26 protein-coding genes are annotated in these 24,549 nt (G+C 36.1%); 13 read left to right on the top strand and 13 right to left on the bottom strand.

Annotated elements, in window-relative coordinates; all coding sequences use genetic code 11:
• The 3 genes from I2F23_RS10980 to I2F23_RS10970 form a co-directional block, all read left to right on the top strand.
• Positions 1 to 599, top strand: a 599-nt coding sequence (locus I2F23_RS10980) for a patatin-like phospholipase family protein (protein WP_195772642.1), incomplete at its 5' end; no start/stop codon positions are given.
• Positions 600 to 685: 86 nt separating this feature from the next.
• Positions 686 to 1,168, top strand: a complete 483-nt coding sequence (locus I2F23_RS10975) for an NfeD family protein (protein WP_195772641.1) — start codon at positions 686 to 688, stop codon at positions 1,166 to 1,168.
• A gap of 9 nt (positions 1,169 to 1,177) precedes the next feature.
• Positions 1,178 to 2,029, top strand: coding sequence for an SPFH domain-containing protein (locus I2F23_RS10970; protein WP_195772640.1), 852 nt, complete (start codon positions 1,178 to 1,180; stop codon positions 2,027 to 2,029).
• Here I2F23_RS10970 and I2F23_RS10965 read toward each other — a convergent pair.
• Both I2F23_RS10965 and I2F23_RS10960 read right to left on the bottom strand, forming a co-directional pair.
• Entirely contained in the window at positions 2,026 to 2,940 is a 915-nt protein-coding gene (locus I2F23_RS10965; RefSeq protein ID WP_195772639.1) for a polyprenyl synthetase family protein, read from the bottom strand. The genes I2F23_RS10970 and I2F23_RS10965 overlap by 4 nt on opposite strands.
• 21 nt (positions 2,941 to 2,961) lie before the next feature.
• Positions 2,962 to 3,306: a zinc ribbon domain-containing protein YjdM gene (locus I2F23_RS10960; protein ID WP_195772638.1), complete on the bottom strand. Its 345-nt coding sequence runs from the start codon at positions 3,304 to 3,306 to the stop codon at positions 2,962 to 2,964.
• Positions 3,307 to 3,538: 232 nt separating this feature from the next.
• On the opposite strand from I2F23_RS10960, the gene I2F23_RS10955 reads away from it, so the two are divergent.
• Together I2F23_RS10955 and I2F23_RS10950 are read left to right on the top strand one after the other, a co-directional pair.
• Positions 3,539 to 4,897 carry an amino acid permease gene (locus I2F23_RS10955; RefSeq protein ID WP_195772637.1) on the top strand — a complete coding sequence of 453 codons (1,359 nt, stop codon included), beginning with the start codon at positions 3,539 to 3,541 and terminating at the stop codon, positions 4,895 to 4,897.
• Between the two features lie 35 nt (positions 4,898 to 4,932).
• Positions 4,933 to 6,288 (top strand): amino acid permease, encoded by a 1,356-nt coding sequence (locus I2F23_RS10950; protein ID WP_195772636.1) that lies wholly within the window; start codon positions 4,933 to 4,935, stop codon positions 6,286 to 6,288.
• A gap of 90 nt (positions 6,289 to 6,378) precedes the next feature.
• On the opposite strand, the gene I2F23_RS10945 is transcribed toward I2F23_RS10950, so the two are convergent.
• Both I2F23_RS10945 and I2F23_RS10940 read right to left on the bottom strand, forming a co-directional pair.
• On the bottom strand, positions 6,379 to 7,563 hold the full coding sequence (locus I2F23_RS10945; RefSeq protein WP_195772635.1) for a sugar transporter: 1,185 nt from the start codon (positions 7,561 to 7,563) through the stop codon (positions 6,379 to 6,381).
• Positions 7,564 to 7,704: 141 nt separating this feature from the next.
• On the bottom strand, positions 7,705 to 8,202 hold the full coding sequence (locus tag I2F23_RS10940; protein WP_195772634.1) for a GNAT family N-acetyltransferase: 498 nt from the start codon (positions 8,200 to 8,202) through the stop codon (positions 7,705 to 7,707).
• A 214-nt stretch (positions 8,203 to 8,416) separates the two neighbouring features.
• On the opposite strand from I2F23_RS10940, the gene I2F23_RS10935 reads away from it, so the two are divergent.
• The gene (locus I2F23_RS10935; protein WP_195772633.1) at positions 8,417 to 9,148 is read left to right on the top strand and encodes a phosphoadenylyl-sulfate reductase; all 732 of its coding nucleotides are present in this window, start codon (positions 8,417 to 8,419) and stop codon (positions 9,146 to 9,148) included.
• 136 nt (positions 9,149 to 9,284) lie between these two features.
• Positions 9,285 to 10,640 (top strand): WS/DGAT/MGAT family O-acyltransferase, encoded by a 1,356-nt coding sequence (locus I2F23_RS10930; protein ID WP_195772632.1) that lies wholly within the window; start codon positions 9,285 to 9,287, stop codon positions 10,638 to 10,640.
• A gap of 67 nt (positions 10,641 to 10,707) precedes the next feature.
• Here I2F23_RS10930 and I2F23_RS10925 read toward each other — a convergent pair whose 3' ends face one another.
• From I2F23_RS10925 to I2F23_RS10900, 6 genes are all read right to left on the bottom strand, one after another.
• Complete coding sequence (locus tag I2F23_RS10925; protein ID WP_195772631.1) at positions 10,708 to 10,884, bottom strand: PA1571 family protein; 177 nt, start codon at positions 10,882 to 10,884, stop codon at positions 10,708 to 10,710.
• Between the two features lie 129 nt (positions 10,885 to 11,013).
• On the bottom strand, positions 11,014 to 12,468 hold the full coding sequence (rng, locus tag I2F23_RS10920) for a ribonuclease G (protein ID WP_195772630.1): 1,455 nt from the start codon (positions 12,466 to 12,468) through the stop codon (positions 11,014 to 11,016).
• 37 nt (positions 12,469 to 12,505) lie between these two features.
• Positions 12,506 to 13,072: a Maf family nucleotide pyrophosphatase gene (locus I2F23_RS10915; protein WP_195772629.1), complete on the bottom strand. Its 567-nt coding sequence runs from the start codon at positions 13,070 to 13,072 to the stop codon at positions 12,506 to 12,508.
• Positions 13,060 to 13,551 carry a rod shape-determining protein MreD gene (gene mreD / locus I2F23_RS10910; protein ID WP_195772628.1) on the bottom strand — a complete coding sequence of 164 codons (492 nt, stop codon included), beginning with the start codon at positions 13,549 to 13,551 and terminating at the stop codon, positions 13,060 to 13,062. The genes I2F23_RS10915 and mreD overlap by 13 nt, the downstream gene beginning before the upstream one ends.
• Complete coding sequence (mreC, locus tag I2F23_RS10905; protein WP_195772627.1) at positions 13,538 to 14,395, bottom strand: rod shape-determining protein MreC; 858 nt, start codon at positions 14,393 to 14,395, stop codon at positions 13,538 to 13,540. The genes mreD and mreC overlap by 14 nt, the downstream gene beginning before the upstream one ends.
• A 22-nt stretch (positions 14,396 to 14,417) precedes the next feature.
• Positions 14,418 to 15,464 carry a rod shape-determining protein gene (locus I2F23_RS10900; protein ID WP_195772626.1) on the bottom strand — a complete coding sequence of 349 codons (1,047 nt, stop codon included), beginning with the start codon at positions 15,462 to 15,464 and terminating at the stop codon, positions 14,418 to 14,420.
• 131 nt (positions 15,465 to 15,595) lie between these two features.
• Here I2F23_RS10900 and gatC point away from each other — a divergent pair, with 131 nt between their 5' ends.
• From gatC to I2F23_RS10875, 5 genes are all read left to right on the top strand, one after another.
• A complete protein-coding gene (gene gatC / locus I2F23_RS10895) occupies positions 15,596 to 15,907 on the top strand; it encodes an Asp-tRNA(Asn)/Glu-tRNA(Gln) amidotransferase subunit GatC (protein ID WP_195772625.1) in 312 nt (103 codons plus the stop codon).
• Positions 15,908 to 15,942: 35 nt separating this feature from the next.
• Complete coding sequence (gatA, locus tag I2F23_RS10890; protein WP_195772624.1) at positions 15,943 to 17,421, top strand: Asp-tRNA(Asn)/Glu-tRNA(Gln) amidotransferase subunit GatA; 1,479 nt, start codon at positions 15,943 to 15,945, stop codon at positions 17,419 to 17,421.
• A complete protein-coding gene (gatB, locus tag I2F23_RS10885) occupies positions 17,421 to 18,875 on the top strand; it encodes an Asp-tRNA(Asn)/Glu-tRNA(Gln) amidotransferase subunit GatB (protein ID WP_195772623.1) in 1,455 nt (484 codons plus the stop codon). Before gatA ends, gatB begins: the two co-directional genes overlap by 1 nt.
• A gap of 587 nt (positions 18,876 to 19,462) precedes the next feature.
• Entirely contained in the window at positions 19,463 to 19,960 is a 498-nt protein-coding gene (locus tag I2F23_RS10880) for a DUF4334 domain-containing protein (RefSeq protein WP_195772622.1), read from the top strand.
• A 574-nt stretch (positions 19,961 to 20,534) separates the two neighbouring features.
• Positions 20,535 to 20,891, top strand: a complete 357-nt coding sequence (locus I2F23_RS10875) for a roadblock/LC7 domain-containing protein (protein ID WP_195772621.1) — start codon at positions 20,535 to 20,537, stop codon at positions 20,889 to 20,891.
• A gap of 72 nt (positions 20,892 to 20,963) precedes the next feature.
• On the opposite strand, the gene I2F23_RS10870 is transcribed toward I2F23_RS10875, so the two are convergent.
• Positions 20,964 to 21,116 carry a hypothetical protein gene (locus I2F23_RS10870; protein WP_195772643.1) on the bottom strand — a complete coding sequence of 51 codons (153 nt, stop codon included), beginning with the start codon at positions 21,114 to 21,116 and terminating at the stop codon, positions 20,964 to 20,966.
• A 160-nt stretch (positions 21,117 to 21,276) separates the two neighbouring features.
• On the opposite strand from I2F23_RS10870, the gene I2F23_RS10865 reads away from it, so the two are divergent.
• Positions 21,277 to 22,692: an aminotransferase-like domain-containing protein gene (locus tag I2F23_RS10865; protein ID WP_195772620.1), complete on the top strand. Its 1,416-nt coding sequence runs from the start codon at positions 21,277 to 21,279 to the stop codon at positions 22,690 to 22,692.
• 9 nt (positions 22,693 to 22,701) lie between these two features.
• On the opposite strand, the gene sbmA is transcribed toward I2F23_RS10865, so the two are convergent.
• Positions 22,702 to 23,895, bottom strand: a complete 1,194-nt coding sequence (gene sbmA / locus I2F23_RS10860) for a peptide antibiotic transporter SbmA (protein WP_195772619.1) — start codon at positions 23,893 to 23,895, stop codon at positions 22,702 to 22,704.
• A gap of 158 nt (positions 23,896 to 24,053) precedes the next feature.
• On the bottom strand, positions 24,054 to 24,549 hold a 496-nt coding region (locus I2F23_RS10855; RefSeq protein WP_195772618.1), incomplete at its 5' end, for a DUF3050 domain-containing protein.

Genomic DNA, 24,549 nt, shown 5'->3' with positions numbered 1-24,549 from the left:
TTAGTAGACAGGGCTTTTTAATTGGTCAAAAGCTTCAAGACTATATCAACAAACAGGTTGACAATAGACCAATACAGCAACTGCCGATACGTTTTGCAGCAGTTGCTACACGCTTAGACAATGGGCAAAAAGTAGACTTTATTCGTGGTAATACAGGACAGGCTGTACGTGCATCTTGTAGCATACCTAATGTATTTATTCCGGCTAGAATTGCAGGCGTAGATTATGTAGATGGTGGACTAGTGAGTCCTATTCCTGTAAAAACTGCAAAAGAAATGGGGGCAGATATTGTCATTGCAGTAGATATTTCAGCACGTCCAGTGGGCACAAAAACGACAGCCAGTAATATGTGGGGACTACTTGATCAAACCATTAATATTATGGGCCAACAAAGTATTCAAGATGAATTGCGCTATGCTAGTGTAATTATACGCCCTAAAGTCGATCACATTGGTGTAATGGATCTTAATGTTGCAAATCAGGCAATTATAGAAGGAGAAAAGGCAGCACAAGCTCAGTTAAGACAAATTGATACTGCCATTGCTCAATTTAAAAATTCTGCTGCTGCATACGCTCCTGCACCACAAGCAAAATTTTAATTTATTCTTTCCTTACATGTATGTTTTTCAGGCATCCTTTGCTAAAGTAAGCAAAGTGATGCTGATTTTATATATAAGGATATTTCATGAATATTGTACTTGAACCGTGGCATTGGTTCGTGCTTGGCATTGCTCTCATTTTGCTAGAACTTTTTTTAAGTACATTTGCAATTTTGTGGTTTGGCATTGCAGCAGTTATGGTGAGCTTACTTTTTTGGCTCTCTCCATGGATGAGTACAGCATTACAAATTCTTATTTGGGCTATTTTTTCAATTGCAAATACAATTCTTTGGTTCAAATTTATTAGGCCAATAACAAAACGTCATCAGAAAAATGCTTCAGACTTCAAAGAGCTGATTGGACAAACGGGTATTGTTATACAAGTTTTTTCAAAAGAAAAACATGAAATCAAAGTACGTTTTTCCATTCCCCTTCTTGGTCATGAAGAGTGGACAAGCCAAGCAGATCAACCTGTAAATGTCGGTGATCGAATTGAAATTATTGGGTTCAAAGAAAATAAGTTTATTGTTACTCCCCACCTCAGCATTGAAGCACGTACCTCACATTAAAGGGCCAATATGTCTATTACAACAATTATCAGTCTTGCATTCTTAGTTTTTGTAGTTGTTACTATTCTAAAAGGAGTCCGTATTGTTCCTCAAGGATATAAATGGATTGTGCAACGTCTCGGAAAATATCACACCACTTTAAATCCAGGTTTAAGTATTATTATTCCTTATGTCGATGAAGTGGCATATAAAATAACAACGAAAGATATCGTGCTAGATATTCCCTCACAAGAAGTGATTACTAAAGATAATGCTGTTTTATTAATGAATGCTGTTGCTTATATTAATTTAACCACTCCTGAAAAAGCAGTATACGGAATCGAAAACTTTAACTGGGCAATTCAAAATCTCGTACAAACATCTTTAAGATCGATTGTAGGCGAAATGGATTTAGATGATGCTCTTTCATCGCGTGATCATATAAAAGCCAAACTCAAAGTTGCTATTTCTGATGATATTTCCGACTGGGGAATTACATTAAAGACTGTAGAAATACAAGATATTAAGCCATCGACAACTATGCAAACTGCAATGGAAGAACAAGCAGCAGCAGAAAGACAAAGACGTGCTGCTGTAACTAAAGCAGATGGCGAAAAACAAGCTGCGATTTTAGAAGCTGAAGGACGTCTTGAAGCATCTAAACGCGATGCCGAAGCACAAGTAGTATTGGCCGAAGCATCACAGAAATCTATTGAACTTGTAACATCGGCAGTTGGTGAGAAAGAAACGCCCGTTGCTTACCTACTCGGTGAACAATATATTAAAGCTATGCAAGATATGGCAAAATCAAACAATTCAAAAACGGTCGTACTTCCAGCCGATGTCCTTAATACAATTCGGGGAATTATGGGAAAAAGTTAACTTTTCCGCTTAAGTAAGAACTGGGTAATTTGATGCAGCTCATCTGCATCATTTCCAAAATATGCAAGTGCATCTAATGCCTCTTGATGCAAACGACTGGCATAATGTTGTGCTTGCTCAAGCCCCATTAATGCAGGGTACGTCGATTTTTCAACTTGTAAATCTTTCCCTGCAGTCTTACCCAAAACTTCAGTCTCTGCAATAATGTCCAGAATATCATCTTGCACTTGGAATGCTAGTCCAATTGCACGACCAAATTCTTTTAGTTTTTGCATTTCATTGGATGCAGTATCAAAAGTAGTAACAGCCGACATGGTAATTGCTGCCAATATGAGTGCGCCTGTTTTATTATGATGAATTGCTTCCAACGTATTTTGGTCAATCGCAATCCCTTCAGACTGCAAATCGAGTGTTTGCCCACCCACCATTTTAGAGCTTGCAGTTGCCAAAATTTGTACTTGTTTTAATATAATTGTACTGTCTATCGACTGAACAGATTCATCAAACAATCGACTAGTAATCACTTCATAAGCCATCGATTGTAAAATATCACCTGCTAATAAAGCCGTATCTTCACCAAATTTAACATGACACGTAGGCTGGCCACGTCGCAAGGAATCATTGTCCATACAAGGCAAGTCATCATGTACTAATGAATAACAGTGAATAAGTTCCACCGCAACAGCAGCACGGCGAATTGCTGCCCACCCCGCTACATTTTCCTTTAACCCACCAACGGCATAAGCTAAAGCAGGACGAATACGCTTGCCACCCAACATAACGGCATGGTAAACCGCTTGATGAAGTGACTCGGGCATAGAAAAGGAATCCAACGCCACTTTTAAATCTTGTTGAATTTGTTGCTGTGCAGATTTTAAGAAATCTGAAGATATCTCAGCTAATGATGACACTGTTGCCTCGTATGTGTTCAATTATGCTTTTTTCACAAATTCTGATTTCAATTTCATGGCACCAATACCAGAAATTTTACAGTCAATGTTGTGCCCATCTGTTGCGTCAGGAACTAAACGAATTCCTTTTACTTTGGTTCCTACTTTTACCACAGATGAAGAACCTTTAATTTTTAGGTCTTTAATGACCGTCACATTATCACCATCTTCCAATGTTTGACCATGTGCATCAACAATTACAGATTGATTTTCATCAGTGCTCTGCTCTCCTTCCTTCCATTCATGTGCACATTCTGGACATATAATTAAATCGCCATCATAGTAGGTATAAACTGACTGACATTGAGTACAAGCAGGAATTGTCATTTAAAAAATCTCAAAACAAAGTCCTATTATCGCGTTAAATCTATTTTTTTTCAAAAACTATCTTAAATTCTTTGAACCAAGTTATTTTTTTCTCGTAATAAGTTGTTTAAAACACATATATTTTAGATAGATCATCTTTTTTCTTTTTGTTGTTGTGTGAATATTTATCACTGCTATGCGATTGACTTACAATCATTTACAATATGTCAAATTTCAACTTGAGCAGATTTTGGTGAGTCAAACATCATCTAACCTAAAACGTGGTCTCAAAAATAGACATATTCAATTAATTGGTATGGGCGGTGCAATTGGTACAGGGTTATTTCTAGGCTCTGCTCACATTATTCAATCGGCTGGGCCATCTATTATTCTGGGTTACGCAATTGCTGGGTTAATTGCTTTCCTCATTATGCGTCAACTAGGTGAAATGATTGTCGAAGAACCTGTAGCAGGTTCATTTAGTCATCTTGCGTATAAATATTGGAGCCCTTTTGCAGGCTTTTTTACAGGTTGGAATTATTGGATTGTTTACCTTCTTGTTGCCATGACAGAACTCACGGCTGTGGCTCAATATATCCAGTATTGGTGGCCTCAAATACCTGCATGGATTTCAGTACTCTTTTTCTTTGTCGTCATCACAGGATTAAATTTAACCAGTGTCCGAATTTTTGGAGAATCTGAGTTTTGGCTTGCACTCATTAAAGTGGTTGCTGTGATCTCTATGATCCTTTTTGGCCTTTATTTACTTTTTACTGCACCTGCACACAGTACCGAATCTTTTAGTAACCTTTGGACGCATGGCGGATTTTTCCCACATGGCTTTGAAGGTCTCTTCTATATGCTTGCATTTATATTGTTTGCTTTTGGAGGAATTGAACTCATTGGTATGACAGCAGCAGAAGCAGATAATCCTAAAAAATCAATTCCTCAAGCCATTAATCAAGTGGTTTTTAGAGTGCTTATTTTCTATGTCTGCTCACTTGCTATTTTATTATCTCTAGTACCTTGGAATCAGCTACAATTAGGTGGATTAGAAAAGAGTCCATTTGTACTTATTTTTAGTAAACTTGGTTTTCAATGGGCAGCACATCTGCTTAATTTTATTATTCTAACGGCTGCTTTATCTGTATATAACAGTGGTATGTTTGCAAATAGTCGTATGCTTTTTGGTTTGGCCGAACAAGGAAGTGCTCCTAAATTTTTATTAAAAACCAATCAGCAAGGCATTCCCTATTATTGTGTTTTACTCTCTGCAGCTCTGATATTTTTATGTGTTTTACTCAACTATTTTGCACCAGAGAAAGCATTAAGTCATTTGATGTATATTTCAGTCGCGGGATTAGTTCTTAATTGGGCGATGATTACAATTACGCATTTAAAGTTTAAAAAACAAATAAAGATACATCAAACAAAGACAAGTTTTCCTGCACTTTGGTCTCCTGTTAGCAACTATCTTGTCTTAACTTTTATTGCTTTAGTTCTCTATATTATGTGCCAAGAAGGGTTTGCTGAATCAGTTATCTTTATGCCAATTTGGACAGCAATCCTGTATGTCATTTATCGCATAAATGCATCTAAAACAATTCGATAAACCTTTTATTTAAAATATTAACGAGTTACCTTTTTGTGAGTAATACAACACCTGAATTACAGCGTGGTCTAAAAAGTAGACACATTCAACTTATTGCAATGGGCGGTGCCATTGGAACTGGTTTATTTTTAGGTTCTGCAAAAGTTATTCAATCTGCCGGTCCTTCCATCATTTTAGGCTATGCTATTGGTGGGTTTATGGTCTTTCTTATCTTAAGACATCTTGGAGAAATGATTGCCCATGAACCCGTTGCAGGTTCATTTAGCCATTTTGCCTATAAATATTGGGGTAAATTCCCTGGATTTCTCACAGGGTGGAATTATTGGATCTTAAATATTTTGGTTGCCATGACTGAACTCACAGCCATTGCCAAATACATACACTATTGGTGGCCACACATACCGGCTTGGATTTCAACTCTGTTTTTCTTCGTCATTGTGACTGCGTTAAATACGCTTAATGTGAAATTCTATGGTGAGTCTGAGTTTTGGCTGTCCATTATTAAAGTCATTGCAGTCATTTCAATGATTGTCTTTGGTATATATTTAATTATTACTGCACCAGCGCTTTCTTCTGTAAGCATCACTAATTTATGGACACATGGCGGATTTTTTCCGCATAGTTTTGAAGGGCTTTTTTATATGCTTGCATTTATTATGTTTGCATTCGGAGGGATTGATCTTATTGGAACAGCCGCCGCTGAAGCTGAAAACCCTAAAGAAACCATTCCAAAGGCCATTAATCAGGTAATTTTTAGAATTTTTATTTTTTATGTTGGTACATTGGCCATTCTACTCTCACTCATTCCATGGAATCAGTTAGAACTGGGTGGCTTAGATAAAAGCCCTTTTGTTATTATTTTTAGCCAACTGGGCATTGGTTGGGCAGCTCACTTACTCAATTTCATTATTTTGACATCAGCTCTTTCTGTCTACAATAGTAGTATGTTTGCCAACAGCCGTATGCTTTTCAGTCTTGCAGAACAGGGCGATGCACCTCGTTTGTTCTCACGTATTAACCGTAATGGCACACCAATCTTTGCAACTTTATTTGCTTCGGGCATTATTTTTGGTTGTGTTATTCTTAACTATCTATTTCCTGAACAAGCACTCGGACACCTAATGTATATTGTGGTGGGCGCTTTAGTATTAAACTGGGCTGTTATTAGTTTAATTCATTTAAAATTCCGAAAAACTATGCAAAAGCACCAAATTAAAACTTATTTTCCTGCTTTATTTTCACCATTTAGCAACTATTTGGCGCTTGGACTCATTTCGTTAATACTCTGCATTATGTGGTCTCAAGGTTTTCAAGAATCTGTATTAATGATTCCTATCTGGATTATCTTAATGTTTATTTGTTTTAAATACTTTAAACGGCGCTCTATTTAACCGTATTAAAGAATATCTTCTTCTATTTATTCTATCCCCGCGCATTGGATAAGTACTCCTTCCAATACGTGGGGAAATCATCAAATAATATTAACCCTGAGGCATAAAGTCTTTTCGACTCACCATGAAAAGTGCTAAAACTAATCCTACTATTGCAAGTACTCCACCCACAATACCAATGTATTTCATTCCTAAACTTAGCCCAACAATACTACCTAATAAGGCACCGCCCCCAATACCAACATTATATAAACCTGAATACAAAGACATAGCAACATCCGTTGCATCTGATGCCAACTGTAAAACTTTAGATTGCATGACCAATCCAAAGATCATAATAAATATGCCCCAAGCAACTGACACCACCATAATGCCCCAAACACTTACAGCCAATGGCAACAGTAACAGCATACATACTGCAAGCCCTGCAATTGAGATAATAGGAAAACCTTTTGGCAACTTTCGACTTAATCGACTAAAAAGAATAGAGCCTAAAATACCAGACCCACCATAAACCAATAATAAAGTAGTCGTTTGATCCGAAGTAAAATGAGCAATTTCATTTGTAAACGGTTCGATATAACTGTAAGCAGTAAATTGAGCGACGACCACAATTACCGTAGTAACAAATAAAAGCATTAGTGCAGGACGTTTCATTAAAATTGGAAGGCTTTCAATAGAACCTGTATTTTGACTTGGCAATAACGGTAGTGTCTTCCATAAAATACCTACAGCAAAGACCGCAACCACAGCTACGATACTAAATGTAATACGCCAACCAAATAACTCACCGATCACACGTCCAAAAGGAATACCTAAAACCAATGCAAGCACTGTTCCCGTAGACAATAGGCCTAAAGCTTGTACACCCTTACCTAAAGGTGCAACACGTACAGCCAATGACGCTGTGATTGACCAAAACACAGCATGTGCAAGTGCAATTCCAATACGACTAATCAATAAAATTGTAAAATTTGATGCAATACTAGAAATGAGATGGCTAAAGATAAATAGTAAAAAAATAGAAAGTAGTAATTTTTTACGCTCCATGTGTCTAGTAACGAGCATCATCGGTAATGCTGTTAATGCCACGACCCATGCATAGATAGTAATCATTAAACCAACATGCGCAGCTTCCATATCAAAACTTTTAGCAATATCAGTTAATAATGCAACAGGTACAAACTCTGTTGTATTAAAAATAAATGCGGCGAGTGCTAAGGCAATAACACTCACCCAGCTACCGTTTTGAGCTGGTTGAGGAGGTATATTCATAGGGCTTTACAAATTTTATTGAGAGTAAGTTTTAGTGCGTATTTGTTATACGACTTATATATTTATAATTATACAATCCTATTTGTAAGAAAATAAGACAATCACATCATATTTTTACATTTCCTTTTTCTCATTAGATTTCTATAATTGGCGTGTCATTGTATACATACCTATTTCACACCGATCTGTAGAATAGGGCTTTGCCTCTTCAATCACAAAGTCTTGTTTTTTATAAAAAGAGATGGCTCGCACATTATTTTGAAGAACTTCTAAGGTAAGGCTAATTTGTTTCTCTGATTTTAAAAATGTAATCAGGAACTGAATAAGTTCCTGTGCATAGCCTTTTCCTTTAACCTCCTCTAGAAAGTAAATTTTCTCTAACACTGCTTTTGATTCATCAATGGCATTTAAGATAATTTTAGCAATACCAATACAGTTGCCCATATTGTCTAAACATAAAAACCAATATATCTCTTTATCTTTTAAATCATTTCGTAATTTTGGCAATGAATAAGCCTTTTCTATAAATTTTTTTATACCATCTTTTGTCCATAAGTCTAAAAAAGACTCGTAATAACTTTGTGTTCCTACCTGCTGAATCTTTTTTATATCTGTTAAAGTTACTTGGATAATTGTCATTATTTAAATTGAGTATTGTATAGTGTCTCTAGTATAGCCAAACTTTGAAATATTTAGATAAACATACTGAGTTAACCAATTCACGAATATCTAAATCTTATTTAAGAATAAGCTTTTATTTTTTAATGCTAAATATTTTCTCACATTTACTTTAGAATACTTGCGATTCTACCCTGTCTCTTTTTTTGCTCCAAGCCGACAGCCAGGAATAATTATGACTTCTCAAATCCCTTCTATCGACATCATTGATGCGCTTTCTGAAGAATATCTCGATAAATCACCCAGTGAGATTATGGAGCTTGCTCTAAATCAAACAGGTGAAATTGCAATTTCTTTTTCAGGTGCAGAAGATGTAGTACTCATTGATCTTGCCTACCGTCTACGCAAACCTTTTCGGGTATTTAGTTTAGATACAGGTCGTCTGCATCCAGAAACTTACCAGTTTATTGAAAAAGTGCGTAAATTTTATAATATCGACATCGAAATCTGTTCACCAGAAGCAGAACCTCTACAAGCTTTCGTTACAAAAAAAGGCTTTTTTAGCTTTTTTGAAGATGGACATACAGAATGTTGTGGTATTCGAAAAGTACAACCTTTAAGAAAAAAACTTGCAACACTCGATGGTTGGATTACTGGCCAACGTAAAGATCAAAGTCCTACACGTAATGATATTCCCGTAATTCAGTTTGATGCAGGATTTTCTGGTCCCAATAAACAGTTGATTAAATATAATCCTTTAGCAAACTGGACCAGTGCTGAAGTATGGAGCTACATTCGTATGATGGAAATTCCATACAATTTACTTCATGAGAAAGGTTTTATTTCAATTGGATGTGAACCATGTACACGTCCTGTTTTACCTAACCAACATGAACGTGAAGGTCGTTGGTGGTGGGAAGAAGCAACACATAAAGAGTGTGGTTTGCACGCAGGAAATTTAAAATAAAATATGTTATCTGCCACTGTTTACAGTGGCTTTTTTCTTTTTAGCCAAACAAAAACAAATTAAAGATTTAAACTCGGTCTCATTCATTTTAAACTTACGCTTTATAAATCATTGACATGACCAAGAGATTCATAACATGCGTCCATTACATCCGATAGATCTGATATTTTTATCATTGGAAAGAAGACAGCAACCGATGCATGTTGGCGGGCTATTTCTCTTTAAAATACCAGAAAATGCACAGGATAATTTTATTCAAAATCTCGTTGCAGATATTCGAAAATCTAAATCAATTCCTGTTTCTCCTTTTAACCATAAACTGAATGGATTATTTTGGGATAAAGACTCTGAATTCGACTTAGACCACCATTTTCGTCATATTTCTCTGCCTCATCCTGGTCGTATACGTGAATTACTTGTTCATATTTCACAAGAACATAGCGCATTATTAGATAGAGCGAAACCACTTTGGACATGTACACTCATTGAGGGTATCGAAGACAATCGGTTCGCACTTTATTTTAAAATTCATCATGCGCTTGTCGATGGTATTGGTAGTATGCGTCTGATGGAAAAATCTTTTGCAAAAGATCCTTATACGCATCATATTACTCCTCCTTGGAGTATCGATACAATTTCAAAGAAAAATTCGAAAAATAAATTTAAAGCTGCCTTTCATACTGTAAAAAATATTAAAGAGCAGATTACAACAACACCTCAAGTTGTATATCAGGAACTTAAACAGGCAATGTTACATGATCGTAGATTTGATCCGCATTATGTTACTAGCTTTCAAGCACCAAAAAGTATATTTAACCAACGTGTGAGTGCATCTAGACGATTTGCAGCCCAGTCATTTGATTTAGCAAGAATTCGTCACATTTCTAATGCTTTAAATGTGACATTAAATGATGCAATTTTAGCAATCTGTTCAGGTGCTCTTAGACAGTATCTAATTAATCTTAACCAGCTTCCAGAAAAACCACTGATTGCGATGGTACCCGCTTCCATTCGTACAGATGATTCTGCTGTTAGTAATCGTATTACAATGATATTGGCAAATTTAGCAACACATACATCTGATCATCTAGAGCGCATTTATACCATTTCAAATAGTGTACGCACTGCAAAAATGCGCTTTAAACGCATGACACAAAATCAGATTCTCAGTTATAGCGCTTTTGTATATGCAGCAGCGGGGTTAAATATTATCTCTGGTGTTATGCCTAAAAAACAGGCTTTTAATATTGTTATTTCGAATGTTCCAGGCCCTAAAGAAACACTTTACTGGAATGGTGCTCCATTAGAAGCAATTTACCCTGCATCAGTCGTATTCGATGGTCAAGCTTTAAATATTACGCTTACAAGTTATCAGGACAAATTAGAAGTCGGATTAGTCGCTTGTAGAAATGCCGTTCCAAGAATACAAACATTAATCACTTTCTTAGAAGATGAAATTAGGCACTATGAAAAGTTAATTGATCATCAATAAAAAGCCCTCAAGATGATACAAGAGGGCTTCAAGTCGGGGGACTTTAAAAACTAGAGAAACGAATTCTCTAGTTTTTTACTGTACGGCATTGTTTTAACAACTCGATACACATGTCTTGTACCATGGTTGTTGTAATCTGAATCTCTTTACCCTGATCATCTACCATATAGCAGTCATTTTTAACAGTTTGAGTCTCATTTAAGTTCTGTGTATTAGTTTGCATATAATTCTCTTCTAATTGCATTCTTGCCCCCTGGATTGGCTAAGATGATATTTTTCATCTTTGGCTAGCTTAGATTTATAGTATTGAGAAATCACACAAAAAAGTAAACAGTCAGTTGTAACAAGTCATAATATATATGTTGTTACAATTCTACCCAAAAATGATATCATATTGCTCTTGTGTATAGAGTGTTTCCACCTGCAACTTAATCGTTCTGTCGAGCAAATGACTTAAATCTTCAACAGCAGTTGCTTCTTCTGTAAGCAAACGATCAATAACCACGGGGCTTGCAACCACAACAAAACCCGTTTGATGTGGATACGTACGTGTAAATCGCATCATCTCCCGAAAGATCTCATAGCATACTGTTTCGGCAGTTTTTACAAATCCACGGCCATGGCAAGTTGGACACGAATCGCACAATAAATGTTCTAATGATTCTCGCGTACGCTTTCGTGTCATCTCAATTAGCCCAAGTTCAGAAACTTGAGTAATTTTTGTTTTTGCATGATCTTTTTCTAAAACTGCTTCAAAATACTTTAAAACTTCTGCACGGTGTATTTCTTCTTGCATATCGATAAAGTCGATAATAATAATGCCACCTAAATTTCTTAACCGTAGCTGTCTTCCAATAACTTCAGTAGCTTCCATGTTTGTACGGTAAACCGTATCTTCTAAGCTCCGTCCACCCACATATGATCCAGTATTCACATCTATAGTCGTCATTGCTTCTGTTTGATCTATCATCAAATAGCCACCAGATTTCAAAGCAATCCGAATTTGTAATGCTTTTTGAATATCTTCTTCAATATGGTGTAAATCGAACAGTGGTTTATCTTCTACATAATGAACCAGACGACTCTTCATTTCTGGCATAAACTCGGCAATAAACTCTTCAAGTTTTAAAAATACATCTTCTGAATCTACATAAATTTTTTCTGTTTTATCTAATGATAGGTCTCGTACTATACGTTGAGGTAATGGCAACTCTTCAAAAACTAAAGATGGAACAAGCAAACTTTGCTTTTTACGTTGAATGTAATTCCAAAGCTTACTTAAATATGCCATATCTTGATCGATAGCTAGCTCATCAATTCCTTCAGCAGCAGTACGTACAATAACACTACCTGGAAGTAAATATTTTGTTTTTATATTTTCAATAATATGACGTAGACGCTCTCGCTCTTCATCAGATTCAATTCGCTGAGAAATCCCTACATGATTCCCAAATGGCATCAACACCAAGTAGCGTGATGGTAATGAAATATCTGTTGTGAGGCGTGCACCTTTTGTACCCAGCATATCCTTCATCACTTGCACAGTAATGATTTGTCCTTGCTGTAATAGCTCAAATACGTTCGGAGCAGTTTTTCCTTTTGGCCAAACCATATCATTAATGTGCAAGAAAGCAGTTCTAGATAAACCAATATCAACAAATGCGGCCTGCATTCCGGGTAAAACCCGAACCACCTTCCCTTTGTAAATATTGCCTACCAACCCTCTTTTTAAAGTTCGCTCGACAAAGACCTCTTTTACAACTCGATCCTCCGTTAATGCCACACGACACTCCATCGGCGTGACATTAATGAATAGCTCATCAGACATAATTAACTCAAAATGTTATAAGAATTTTTTTAAGCAATTAATTTAGTGCCTTAACTGCTTTTAGTAATTTAACCGTCTCATGTAAAGGTAGTCCAACCACATTGGTATAGCTTCCATGTATTTCTGGGATATATTTTGCAGCAATGCCTTGAATCGCATAAGCACCTGCTTTATCTATAGGTTCACCAGTTGACCAATAGCTTTGCATTTCATCATAACTTAGTTTCTGAAATAAAACTTGTGTATTTACCACACAATCGTATTTTTGTGTTGCTGTCATCACACAAACCCCAGATAACACCTCATGTTGCCGTCCCGAAAGTGCCTGCCAAATTTCAAAAGCATGTGTTTTTGATCTGGGTTTACCGATGATGTTTCCATCTAAAGAAATACAGGTATCGGCTGCTAAAATGACATGATCTGGAAATAGTTGTAAAGCATGTGCTGCTTTTTCACAAGCAAGCCGAGCAACATAGTCCTGTGCAGATTCATTTTCTAACAATGATTCATTAATATTTGGACTATAAGTTTCAAAAGCGATACCTAAACGTTGCAATAATTCAGAACGTCTAGGAGATCCAGATGCTAAAATTAAGCTCGCCATTTTTTCAAACTATAATACAAAATTGGCCAAAGTATAATGCTACTCATCACTGGGGGCCAGCGTCTCATTAATGGATAATCTACATCTGCCATGGTCTGTCCAACCCATATAAATAAAACATAAGCTACAATAGCAATAATGGCGATAATCCATAAATTTAAGAAAGTTAAAACCCTTCTTTCTCTGACAAAGTATCTCGCAGCAAATGAAATAAGTACATAAGCCAAAGCATTTTGTCCAAGTGGTGCATCAATGAGTAAATCTGTAAAAATTCCCATTGCAAATGCAAACCACACACCACACCAACTGGGTTGGCAAAGTACCCAAAAAAGTGTCACCATCATCATCATTATAGGTCGCCATGCAGCAACTTCATAAGAAAATGGATAAACTGTGACAATAGATGCAAAAATCGCTGATAAGATGATAAATATTAATGGGTCTTTTCTTTTTGCAGGCTTATAGTTAGCGGTTAACATAGGGTTGCTCCTTCGCTAACGAGTCAGAAAATAAAACGACCACATAATGTCCACCAGCCAATTGCGCAGATGGTGTAACGTCAATTTGAGCAAACTCACCCGAATTTTGTCGCTGAATTTTAGAGACTGTTCCAACCAGATAACCCGCTGGAAAATGTTCACCTAAACCAGAGCTATAAACATTATCACCTACTTTTAGATCTGCACTTGTAGGTACATATTGCATTTTTAGTTTACTTAAATCGCCTGTACCAGAGACAATTGCACGCATTCCCGTACGTTCTATACGTACAGACAATGAGCTTTCCTTATCTGACAACAGTAAAACACGTGCATTATGAGAAGATACGTTAATAACCTGCCCCATAATCCCTTTATCATCAAGCACGACTTGTCCTTGACGTAAATGATCTGCAATACCTCTATTAATGACAATAATGTGCCTTAGAGGGTCTGTATCTGTACCAATGACCTCAGCAATTTCCATACGCCCATCAATAATGAGTGGTGTATCTAATAGACCGCGTAACCGAGTATTTTCGGCTGAAAGTTCGGACAGTTTTTGCAAACGGACTTGTGCCTGTAGTAACTCAGCTTGCATCGCCGTATTTTCACGGCGTAACTGTTCTTCAGATTTTGTTTGCTGACTCAGCCACTCTCGCGACATTATTGGATAACTTGCAACGGTATAAATTGGATTATACAGCGAATACATGACATCCCTTGCAGGTTGTATCACATGTGGCATGCGCCAATCGAAAAAAAGCACAACTAAACATGTGATGACTGCAATAATGAATGAGCGAAAAGATGGCGGTTGTCTTGAAAAAATATTCGGTTGCACCGCCTCACCCTATACTGATGACTTATCCAACAAAAAGCATGTCGTGATTTGGATTATCAAAGAACTCTAAAACTTTACCACCACCACGTGTTACACATGTCAGAGGATCTTCAGCAGCAACTACAGGTAAGCCAGTTTCTCTTGCAAGGAGCTTATCTAAGTTACGTAATAATGCACCACCACCTGTGAGCACAATGCCACGCTCTGCGATGTCAGAAGAAAGTTCTGGTGGAGTTTGCTCTAAAGCTGACTTCACAGCACTCACAATACTTTGCAAAGGATCTGTAATCGCTTGCATTACTTCATCGGAGGTCACTGTAATTGAACGTGGTACACCTTCGGCTAAATTACGGCCGCGTACTTCTATTTCTAATTTTTGATTATTTTCATCAGCAACCGCCATGCCAACTTCTTTTTTAATCAATTCAGCTGTTGTTTCACCAATCACACAACCATGTGCTTTACGTACATAATTTATAATTTGTTCATCAAATACATCTCCACCTATTCGTAGAGAATCTGCATATACACAGCCTTGTAATGAAATAATAGCAATTTCTGTTGTACCACCGCCAACATCAACCACCATCGAACCACACGCTTGTTCTACAGGGAGTCCTGCACCAATTGCAGCAGCCATTGGTTCTTCGATCAGACGTACATCACGAGCACCTGCATTATATACAGCTTCACGAATTGCACGACGTTCAACAAGTGTTGATTTACACGGTACACACACTACAACGCGGGGTGCTGGCGGGAAAAGACGCTTTTCATGCACTTTACCAATAAACTGATTTAACATAGTTTCAGTTACTTCAAAGTCAGCAATAACGCCATCTTTCATTGGTCGAATTGCAGAAATATTAGCCGGCGTACGACCAAGCATCTGTTTCGCATCTAAACCAACAGCAGCCACAATTTTTTGTGAGCCACTATGGCGAATTGCCACAACAGTCGGTTCATTTAATATAATGCCTCGTCCAGGCGCATAAATAAGTGTGTTCGCTGTACCTAAATCAATAGCGAGATCTGGCGAAAACAAGCCAATTAGTCGTTTTAAAATCACGGGTCGTTCCCAGTTTCTACAAATATGGACGCAAGTTGGCAACTTTAACTAAATGTGATGATTTGAACAAGTCAATCGCTTATCATATAACACGATATTTCAATTTTTTTTGATACTGACTAGGTGATGTTATGTCTACACCAGATGCACAGCATTCAGATTTTAATGCTCAAACCATTACGAGCATTGCCAATCTTGCTCGATTATCGCTCAATGATACGCAATCTAATGCATACGCACAAAGTCTAAATAAAATTTTAGACATGATGGATACATTAAAAGAGATTAATACAGATGGTGTTGAACCACTAAAAAGTCCGTTTAACAGCCCACAACCATTACGTAAAGATATTATCTCTGAGAGCAATCATCGTGAGGAATATCAAAAGGTTGCACCATCAACACAAGATGGTTTGTACCTTGTTCCTCGTGTTATTGAATAATACTTTCCGCTCACTTTAATGATACAGAATATACTATGACAGATTTACATCGCTTATCTATTCGCGAACTTTCTCAGGGATTGCAACAGCGCCAATTCTCATCACGCGAATTGACAGAACATTATTTAAAACGTATTGACAAACTCGATACACAAATTAACAGCTATATTACAGTTACAGCTGAGCAAGCTTTAAATGCTGCAGACGCTGCAGATGCTGCACTAAAAACTGGCCATGCATCTGCACTTGCAGGTATTCCAATCGCACATAAAGATATTTTTTGTACTCAAGGAGTTCGTACTTCTGCAGGTTCAAAAATGCTTGATAACTTTATTTCGCCTTATGATGCGACTATCGTTACAAAAACCCAACAATCTCATTTAGTTACTTTAGGAAAAGTAAATATGGATGAGTTTGCTATGGGTTCAACGTGTGAAAATTCATATTATGGTGCAACGAAAAATCCGTGGAATTTAGATTATGTTCCAGGTGGCTCCTCTGGTGGTTCATCAGCTGTAATTGCCGCAGGTCTAGCACCTTTTGCAACAGGTACAGATACTGGTGGCTCTATTCGTCAACCTGCGTCATTTTGTGGCCTTACAGGTTTAAAACCAACATATGGTCGTGTTTCACGTTATGGCATGATCGCATTTGCATCATCACTCGACCAAGCAGGCCCTATGGGACACTCTGCTGAAGACTGTGCTTATCTCATGAACGTGATTGCAGGTCATGATGAAAAAGATTCTACTTCTGTAGAAACGCCTGTAGACGACTATGTGAGCAATCTAACCCAAACTTCATTAAAAGGTTTGCGTATTGGTATACCTAAACAATACTTTGAAGTTGAAGGCTTAAATACCGAAGTAAAAGCACGTGTTGAAGAGGCACTCAAGAAATTTGAAGAACTCGGTGCGATTCTTGTCGATGTCGATTTAACTATGGTTGAATCGTATGTACCGACGTATTACCTAATTGCGCCTGCTGAAGCTTCTTCAAACCTATCTCGCTATGATGGTGTTCGTTTTGGACATCGCTGTGAGAATCCTCAAGATTTAGATGACCTTTACAGACGCTCACGCTCTGAAGGATTTGGCGAAGAGGTACAACGCCGTATTCTTATTGGTACTTATGCACTTTCTGCAGGTTTTTACGATGCATACTATGTAAAAGCACAAAAAGTACGTCGCCTCATTCAAGAAGATTTCTTAAAAGCATTTGAACACGTCGATGTAATTGCCGCTCCATCTGCACCAACAACGGCTTACAAAATTGGTGCATCACTTTCTCCTGTAGAAATGTATTTAGGCGACTTATATACACTTGCTGCTAACCTCTCAGGACACCCAGCAATCAATACTCCTGTTGGTTTCGATCAAAATAATCTTCCTGTAGGCTTACAGCTTATTGGTAACTATTGGTCTGAATCTCAATTGCTTTCCGTGGTACATCAATACCAACAAGCAACTGAATGGCATAACAAAAGAGCTGCAATTGCTGAGGAGAATGTATAATGGCAAAGCTAATTGATGGATGGGAAGTTGTGATTGGATTAGAAATCCATACACAGCTTAATACCAATACAAAAATCTTTTCTGGCTCAAGTGTCGCATTTGGTGCAGAACCAAACACACAAGCAAGTCTTGTCGATTTAGCAATGCCTGGTGTCTTGCCTGTACTAAACAAAGAAGTCGTAGACAAAGCAATTCGCTTTGGTTTAGGGATTGACGCAGAAATCGATCGTGCTTCTGTTTTTGCACGTAAAAACTATTTTTATCCAGACCTTCCAAAAGGCTACCAAATTAGCCAAATGGACAATCCAATCGTTGGAAAGGGACACATCGACATTCACCTTGAAGATGGTACAACAAAACGTATTGGTGTAACACGTGCGCATCTTGAAGAAGATGCAGGTAAATCTTTACATGAAGATTTCGAAGGCATGACCGGTATTGACTTAAACCGTGCAGGCACACCACTACTTGAAATTGTTTCTGAGCCAGATATGCGCTCAAAAGAAGAAGCAGTTGCTTACGTACGTGCTATTCATACGCTTGTACGTTGGTTAGGTATTTCTGACGGCAATATGGCTGAAGGTTCTTTCCGTTGCGACTGTAACGTATCTATTCGCCAACCGGGCGATGAGTTTGGCACCCGTTGTGAACTCAAAAACATTAACTCATTCCGTTTTATCGAAAAAGCGATTGAAGTTGAAATTGAACGTCAAATTGATGTTCTAGAAAGCGGTGGAAAGATCATTCAGCAAACGCGTCTTTTTGATCCGAACAAATTAGAAACACGTGCTATGCGTACAAAAGAAGAAGCGAATGACTATCGCTACTTCCCTGACCCAGACTTACTACCTGTACATATTTCTGAAGAGCAAATTCAAGCAATTCAAGCCGATATGCCTGAGTTACCACAAGCACGCCGTGAAAGATTCATCAAGGCATACCAACTTACTGAATATGATGCTCGTGTACTTACACTCAGCCGCGAATTGTCAGACTTTTTTGAAGAAACAGTCCAAGCTGCTGGTGGGGCTAAAAATGCGAAACTTGCAGCAAACTGGGTCATGGGTGAACTTTCAGGTGCACTGAATAAAGCAGATTTAAATATTGACCAATCGCCTGTATCAGCAGTGCAGTTGGGTGGCATGATTGCTCGTATTGTCGACAATACAATTAGTGGAAAAATTGCAAAGCAAGTCTTTGGCTTTATGTGGGAAAGCAATGGTTTATCTGCTGACCAAATTATTGAAGACAAAGGCTTAAAGCAAGAAACAGATACAGGTGCAATTGAAGCCATTATTAAAGAAGTACTTGCTGCCAATGAAAAAATGGTAGAAGAGTACAAATCTGGTAAAGAGAAAGCATTTAATGGCTTAGTTGGTCAAGTGATGAAAGCATCACGTGGTAAAGCCAACCCTGCACAAGTAAATCAGCTTATGAAACATCTACTAGGTTAAGTTACTATTTTTATTAAATAAACCTCGCTCATGCGAGGTTTATTTGCTTTATATGTATCATTTTTTCACTTTGTTACCTTTTCATTAAATAACTTATCAGACTGTAAAAAACGTTTATTTGTATTCACGCTTATCTTATAAAAAGTATGAAATATCGATAAATACTAGAAGATGAGTTAACCTCATCAATAAAACACAACTGATTGAATATAAATAATTGTTTTATTCTTATTTAGACCTATTGTCATAAAGTTATTTTAATAGGCATAACTCTAAGTACAGAATTTTATCTAAACGAATAATCAAATTAACATAGTACATATACAGAAAATAATAGTTTTGAATAAAAAGTATAAAGTAAAGTAGTAATAACGAAGCCTACTCATAGGCTTAGTATAAAAATAAATGAGTCATTTCAATAAATAGAGGTGAGGTACCTACTCACCAAAAAAGAAAATAGTCATTACTACACGGATGTTCTAGAAATATAGATATGGAGTTTAAAAAATGTGATTACTTTTTTTATGGCTTAAACCTCTAAAAGAAAACTCATGAGACATCTATTAACCAATATAGAAGGTATACACATGAATAATTACTTAGATCAATTCCAAAAACTTAAAGAAAAAAAATTTACTTCATCTGATGAGTTGCTAAACTTTTTTGATAGCTTACCCTCTATCTCTTTAGAAGAAGTTTGGGGTAAATGGAAAGGTGATGTTTTCGATGGTCCATGGAATGTTGAATCGCTACAACAAATCAATTGGTTTGGAAAATGGTTCAAAAGCAATTTAAATGCTATACCTGCAATATGCTTTAATGAGCATAATGAACTTTTCTCTAATCAACTAATGAAAGGAGAAGCAACAATGTGGGATGTTACATTTAGAGCAAAAACATCTGCAACCATGATTTATGACCATTTACCACTTTTTGATCACTTTCGAAAAATAGATAAAAATACAGTTATGGGTATTATGAGTGGTAAACCATTTGAAGGTGCGCCTAACTTTATTCTAGAGAGTGGGTATAATTTCTTTTATTTAGAAAGAATTTCTGAATTTCGAACAAAATATATCGATTAAATAGTTTCTCATTCATAGTTTTATTAAAAAAACATGAAAATAGTTATATTTAATTCATCTTAATGATTAAAAAAAATACACTATATAAAAACATATATATTGTGTTGTTTTTTAAATAAATTAAAGCACTCTCTTTCGAATAAAATATACACTTAAACCCATTAAAAGAATATCTTTTTTAATTACAAAGACTTATATTTAAGATTAAAAAATATGCTATACAACCTATTAAAATGTGAATATAATCACAATTACAATTTATAACCTAAAAAAATTATCATTTTAATCAATAAGCTTAAATGGTTTTTTCATTTAAACATTAAAGTTTTTTTCATGTTAAAAGTGATAATTAACCGATCATAAAAAGTACTATCTTAATACATTAATTTACGAAATAGATATATTAAGATAATACCTAGTAAATATGATAATCATATAAAGAGATTATCTGTAATAGATGGTTTTATAAGATTTTTGGGAAGTTTCGACTATTCGGGACACTATTTTAAGCGAATATAAAGCTTAATGAAGAAACTATTTATATCAATAGTTTCTATTTTTGGAGAACCTGGTTATGGCTATCAAATTAGAAGTTCTAAGTGATGAACTAGATGGATTCATTGCAGCTTCACTTGTCGACAGTGAAAGTGGCTTACCTCTAGCAACAGAAGGCACAGGTATAGATTTAGATCTTGCTTCTGCAGGTAATACTGAAGTCATCCGTGCAAAAAGAAAAGTGGCTCAATCTTTAGGTATAGATGATACTATTGAAGATATTTTAATCACGTTGACTGAGCAATATCACTTAATCCGCCCTTTAAAAGGCAATAAAGATTTATTTTTATATGTTGCACTTGACCGTAAAAAGGCAAATCTTGCAATGGCACGTCATGTACTTAAAAAGTTTGAAAATCAGCTCGACTTTTCTTAAGTATTATAGGCACAAAAAAAGCGAATACTGGTTATTCGCTTTTTTTATCTGACTTTTATCTTATACCTCAAACTAAGGCATATCTGCACCTACTGCAACCACCACCCCAATACAAAATAATAAAGCATACAATGCAAACCAAAAAATTAAGCGATTAAAGGCTTTTTTTGAAATAGTACTGTCTGCATATTGAGGTGCTTTTTTTGAAATATCATCTTTCATCATTGCTCTCATATAGTAGAAGAGTACTATCATTATCTAAGTAATACAGATAAACGTGTAGATACAGTTTTCTTCTAAAAAACTATAACAGATGAGCGTCATATACCATATTTTTCTTCAATCTGTTATAAATAGATGAATACGATTTTCTTTTGCAAATCACATGTATAAATCTGAAAAGCTTGTCCACCAAATAAAACAATTGATTGAGAATGGCAGCTACTCCCCTCATACCAAATTACCTTCTATCCGCGTCCAAGCTGAAATTAGTGGCTATAGCTTAATGACTGTACTCAATGCTTACCAGTTATTAGTTGCTGAAGGACGTGTTTATTCAAAAGAAAAATCTGGTTTCTTTGTAGCAGAATCTTATACACCAAAAACGGTCAATGATAGTTATACCTCTGGACCACAGACTGTTAAAATAAATTCAAAAGTTTTTTCTTATTTAAAAGCAACACAAAGATTAGATCAATTATATTTTAGCTCAGCATTTCCCGACGAGAAATGCCTCTATAACGCTAAAATCATGCGAATTCTTGCTACCTATGCACAGAAAAAACCAATAGATGGCATTAATAAGAACATGCCTCCTGGTAATGCAAAACTAAGGCAACAAATTGCGAATAGATATAACATTCAAGGTATTCCTACCCATGCAAACGATATTATTATTACCTCTGGTGCATTAGATGCACTCAACCTTTCGTTGCAAACCTTAACCACCCCTGGTGACTATATTTTGTTGCAAGACACAATCTTTTATGGTGCTTGGCAAGCTGCTGAACGTCTTGGGTTACATGTCATTACGCTTCCTACAGATATGCAATATGGATTTGACCTTGAAGCATTTAAAAACATTCTCTCTACATATCCAATTAAAGTATGTTGGTTTATGCTCAATAGCCATAACCCTATTGGTTTTACAGTACAAGATGAAATTAAGAAAAAAATTGCCGAGTTATTGCAACAGCATGACGTTTATTTAATTGAAGATGATACTTACCACGAACTGTACTATGCAGGGCATAGACCCTTACCTATGTGTTATTTTTTAAATAATGAAAAAGTTTTACACTGTTCTTCTTTTTCCAAAGTATTGGGTGCAAACATCCGTATTGGGTGGGTCAGAACCACTCATTTCTCTGAAAAAATTCAACACTTACAGTTTATGAGTACATTGTCTGCCAATACACTCATTCAAAGCACCTTAGCCGATTTTATTGCTACACCGTATTATGACAAGCATTTACAACAGTTAAGAAAGCAATTGTATCAACGTAAAAACAATCTATATCGTTTGCTTTCCAAACATATTCCTAAGGAGTGCCATATACATTATTATTCAAGTGGATATTTTTTATGGATTGAACTACCACAGAATATAAATAGTATTGACCTGTTTAATATACTCATTGAGAAAAATATTGGTATTACGCCAAGCCATTTATTTAATATAGACCAATCGCCACAGAACTATTTACGTATCAATAGTTCGTTTGAGCTCACACCAACACATGAGCAAGCTCTATATATTCTTTGTAATACCATCAGTCAACTTATAAATAAAAGGGACTAAGCCCTTTTATTATTTTAATACCGACTCAAATGCTTTTAAACGTTTATGAATTGAGAGTAATTCAATAATTGTTTTCCAAGAGCTAATAAGATATTGGAATGAGCCTCGTACTTTATCAAAGACATTACCTATCTGTGTGAGTAAGCCTAATGTTAAGGCTCCAGATGCAATAGATGGGAACAATACGACCAAACTAAATAAAATATCAAGTTGTAAATACCATGTACTAATTAAATTAAAATAAGCATAATGAAAATAAAGCCTAAAGTAATTTGTACGCACATTAGAAAATAGTTCTTTAAGTTTTAATGGTTGAGCATATTCTTCTCTATCTTCTCCATAAACAAGCTCTTTACGATAGGCTGCTTCAACTTTTTGGTTATTAAACTCAAGTCCTGGCAATTTAATACCAATCACCATCATTAAAAGTGTTCCAAAAACAGACCAAACAATTGCAGCCCATACTAAAGCATGCGGGATTTCACCCACCAAAGGTAAGACTTTTACATGTTCAGAAAGTTTAAATAACACTGGTAAAAATGCAATTAGAACCATAATTGCATTAATCAAACTTACGCCTAACCCTTCCATAATAGAGGCAAATCGCATCGTGTCTTCCTGCACACGCTGAGAAGCACCTTCTACGTGGCGAAGCTTAGGCCATTGCTGAATATAATATTCATTCATTGCCATACGCCAACGGAATATATAATGGCTCGTAAAGAACGAATTAATAATTGCTATTGTCACATAGACCATTGCAATATTTAAGAAATCCAATGTTCCCATATAAAGATCGTGGACATTTCCACCCTTATTCGAAAGCATATTTTGAATAAGATCGTAAAAAGGGTTATACCACTCGTTCAGCGTTACATTCACTTGAACACTAAACCAAATATTAAAAAGAATAAATGCAGATCCCCAAATAGACCAAGTATGCCATTTATGGTTTGCTATAACCTTCCAAAAGGTAGCAAAAATTAATATCGAAATAAAAAACCAAATATAGAACCAAATAAATACAGGGTATACAAAACGACTAATGCCTATAGGTAGAACTGCCTTTGCATAATCTTGATTAAACCCAAGATAAACACCCCAATGTTTCCCCCCAAGATACCAAAGACCAACGCTAACTACAGTCCAAATAATCGCAGATAAAAAAAAGCGACGTGGCGTAGGAAAAAAAGACTCAAACATAAATATATATTCTTCCCAATCTTTTAAAATCCTATAAACATATGAAATACTTATAGGATTTTTTCTTTATGCAAAATATGATTCGTACACTATTCTGACATTGAACTGAGTATATGTTACATTTTTTTTGTAACTAGCCACGCTACTTTACTTAAAATTTAGACTATTTCACGTAATTGTGCATATAGGCCGTCCCACAAATAAATTCTTCGCTCAATGGCATCAGCACCTGCTAAGAAAAAATCTTGTAATTTGCTAGGGTCATGCCCTATTTCTGAGTCTATAATCTTTTTAATTGCAGGGCCATGATCTTCACTGTCTAACTCAATATGACGCGCTAGATAACTTCTTAATATTGGTGCAGTTTCATTAGGAATTCCCCAAGAACCTAACAAAGAAGTAAACATCTGAGGAATAGAATCTTCTCTACCATAAAAGAAACTTCCAAGAACCTCTTCAGTTGTACCATGAATTGCTAATTCCAATGTAGTGGTAACAAATTCACGAATTTTAGGATGGGCTTCAACAATATCTAAAGCATCATAAAAACTTACCTTACTATTTAAAAGCGATATAAACTTTTCGATCTGCGATGTATTTGCACCAATCTCTTTCATTGCAGCAAGATAAATATCGAAATGACTTCCTATATAC

The organism is Acinetobacter pollinis, assembly GCF_015627175.1.
Classification (GTDB): Bacteria; Pseudomonadota; Gammaproteobacteria; order Pseudomonadales; family Moraxellaceae; genus Acinetobacter; species Acinetobacter pollinis.
The sequence above is the reverse complement of the archived record's forward strand: the minus strand, read 5'-3'. Positions and strand labels throughout refer to the sequence as shown.

Excerpts from the sequence above, each read along its gene's own strand:
- I2F23_RS10975 (WP_195772641.1), top strand. The coding sequence starts at position 686 with ATGAATATTGTACTTGAACCGTGGCATTGGTTCGTGCTTGGCATTGCT.
- I2F23_RS10970 (WP_195772640.1), top strand. The coding sequence starts at position 1,178 with ATGTCTATTACAACAATTATCAGTCTTGCATTCTTAGTTTTTGTAGTT.
- I2F23_RS10960 (WP_195772638.1), bottom strand. The coding sequence starts at position 3,306 with ATGACAATTCCTGCTTGTACTCAATGTCAGTCAGTTTATACCTACTAT.
- I2F23_RS10945 (WP_195772635.1), bottom strand. The coding sequence starts at position 7,563 with ATGAATATACCTCCTCAACCAGCTCAAAACGGTAGCTGGGTGAGTGTT.
- I2F23_RS10940 (WP_195772634.1), bottom strand. The coding sequence starts at position 8,202 with ATGACAATTATCCAAGTAACTTTAACAGATATAAAAAAGATTCAGCAG.
- I2F23_RS10935 (WP_195772633.1), top strand. The coding sequence starts at position 8,417 with ATGACTTCTCAAATCCCTTCTATCGACATCATTGATGCGCTTTCTGAA.
- I2F23_RS10930 (WP_195772632.1), top strand. The coding sequence starts at position 9,285 with ATGCGTCCATTACATCCGATAGATCTGATATTTTTATCATTGGAAAGA.
- I2F23_RS10925 (WP_195772631.1), bottom strand. The coding sequence starts at position 10,884 with ATGCAATTAGAAGAGAATTATATGCAAACTAATACACAGAACTTAAAT.
- rng (WP_195772630.1), bottom strand. The coding sequence starts at position 12,468 with ATGTCTGATGAGCTATTCATTAATGTCACGCCGATGGAGTGTCGTGTG.
- I2F23_RS10915 (WP_195772629.1), bottom strand. The coding sequence starts at position 13,072 with ATGGCGAGCTTAATTTTAGCATCTGGATCTCCTAGACGTTCTGAATTA.
- mreD (WP_195772628.1), bottom strand. The coding sequence starts at position 13,551 with ATGTTAACCGCTAACTATAAGCCTGCAAAAAGAAAAGACCCATTAATA.
- gatC (WP_195772625.1), top strand. The coding sequence starts at position 15,596 with ATGTCTACACCAGATGCACAGCATTCAGATTTTAATGCTCAAACCATT.
- gatA (WP_195772624.1), top strand. The coding sequence starts at position 15,943 with ATGACAGATTTACATCGCTTATCTATTCGCGAACTTTCTCAGGGATTG.
- gatB (WP_195772623.1), top strand. The coding sequence starts at position 17,421 with ATGGCAAAGCTAATTGATGGATGGGAAGTTGTGATTGGATTAGAAATC.
- I2F23_RS10880 (WP_195772622.1), top strand. The coding sequence starts at position 19,463 with ATGAATAATTACTTAGATCAATTCCAAAAACTTAAAGAAAAAAAATTT.
- I2F23_RS10875 (WP_195772621.1), top strand. The coding sequence starts at position 20,535 with ATGGCTATCAAATTAGAAGTTCTAAGTGATGAACTAGATGGATTCATT.
- I2F23_RS10870 (WP_195772643.1), bottom strand. The coding sequence starts at position 21,116 with ATGATGAAAGATGATATTTCAAAAAAAGCACCTCAATATGCAGACAGT.
- I2F23_RS10865 (WP_195772620.1), top strand. The coding sequence starts at position 21,277 with ATGTATAAATCTGAAAAGCTTGTCCACCAAATAAAACAATTGATTGAG.
- sbmA (WP_195772619.1), bottom strand. The coding sequence starts at position 23,895 with ATGTTTGAGTCTTTTTTTCCTACGCCACGTCGCTTTTTTTTATCTGCG.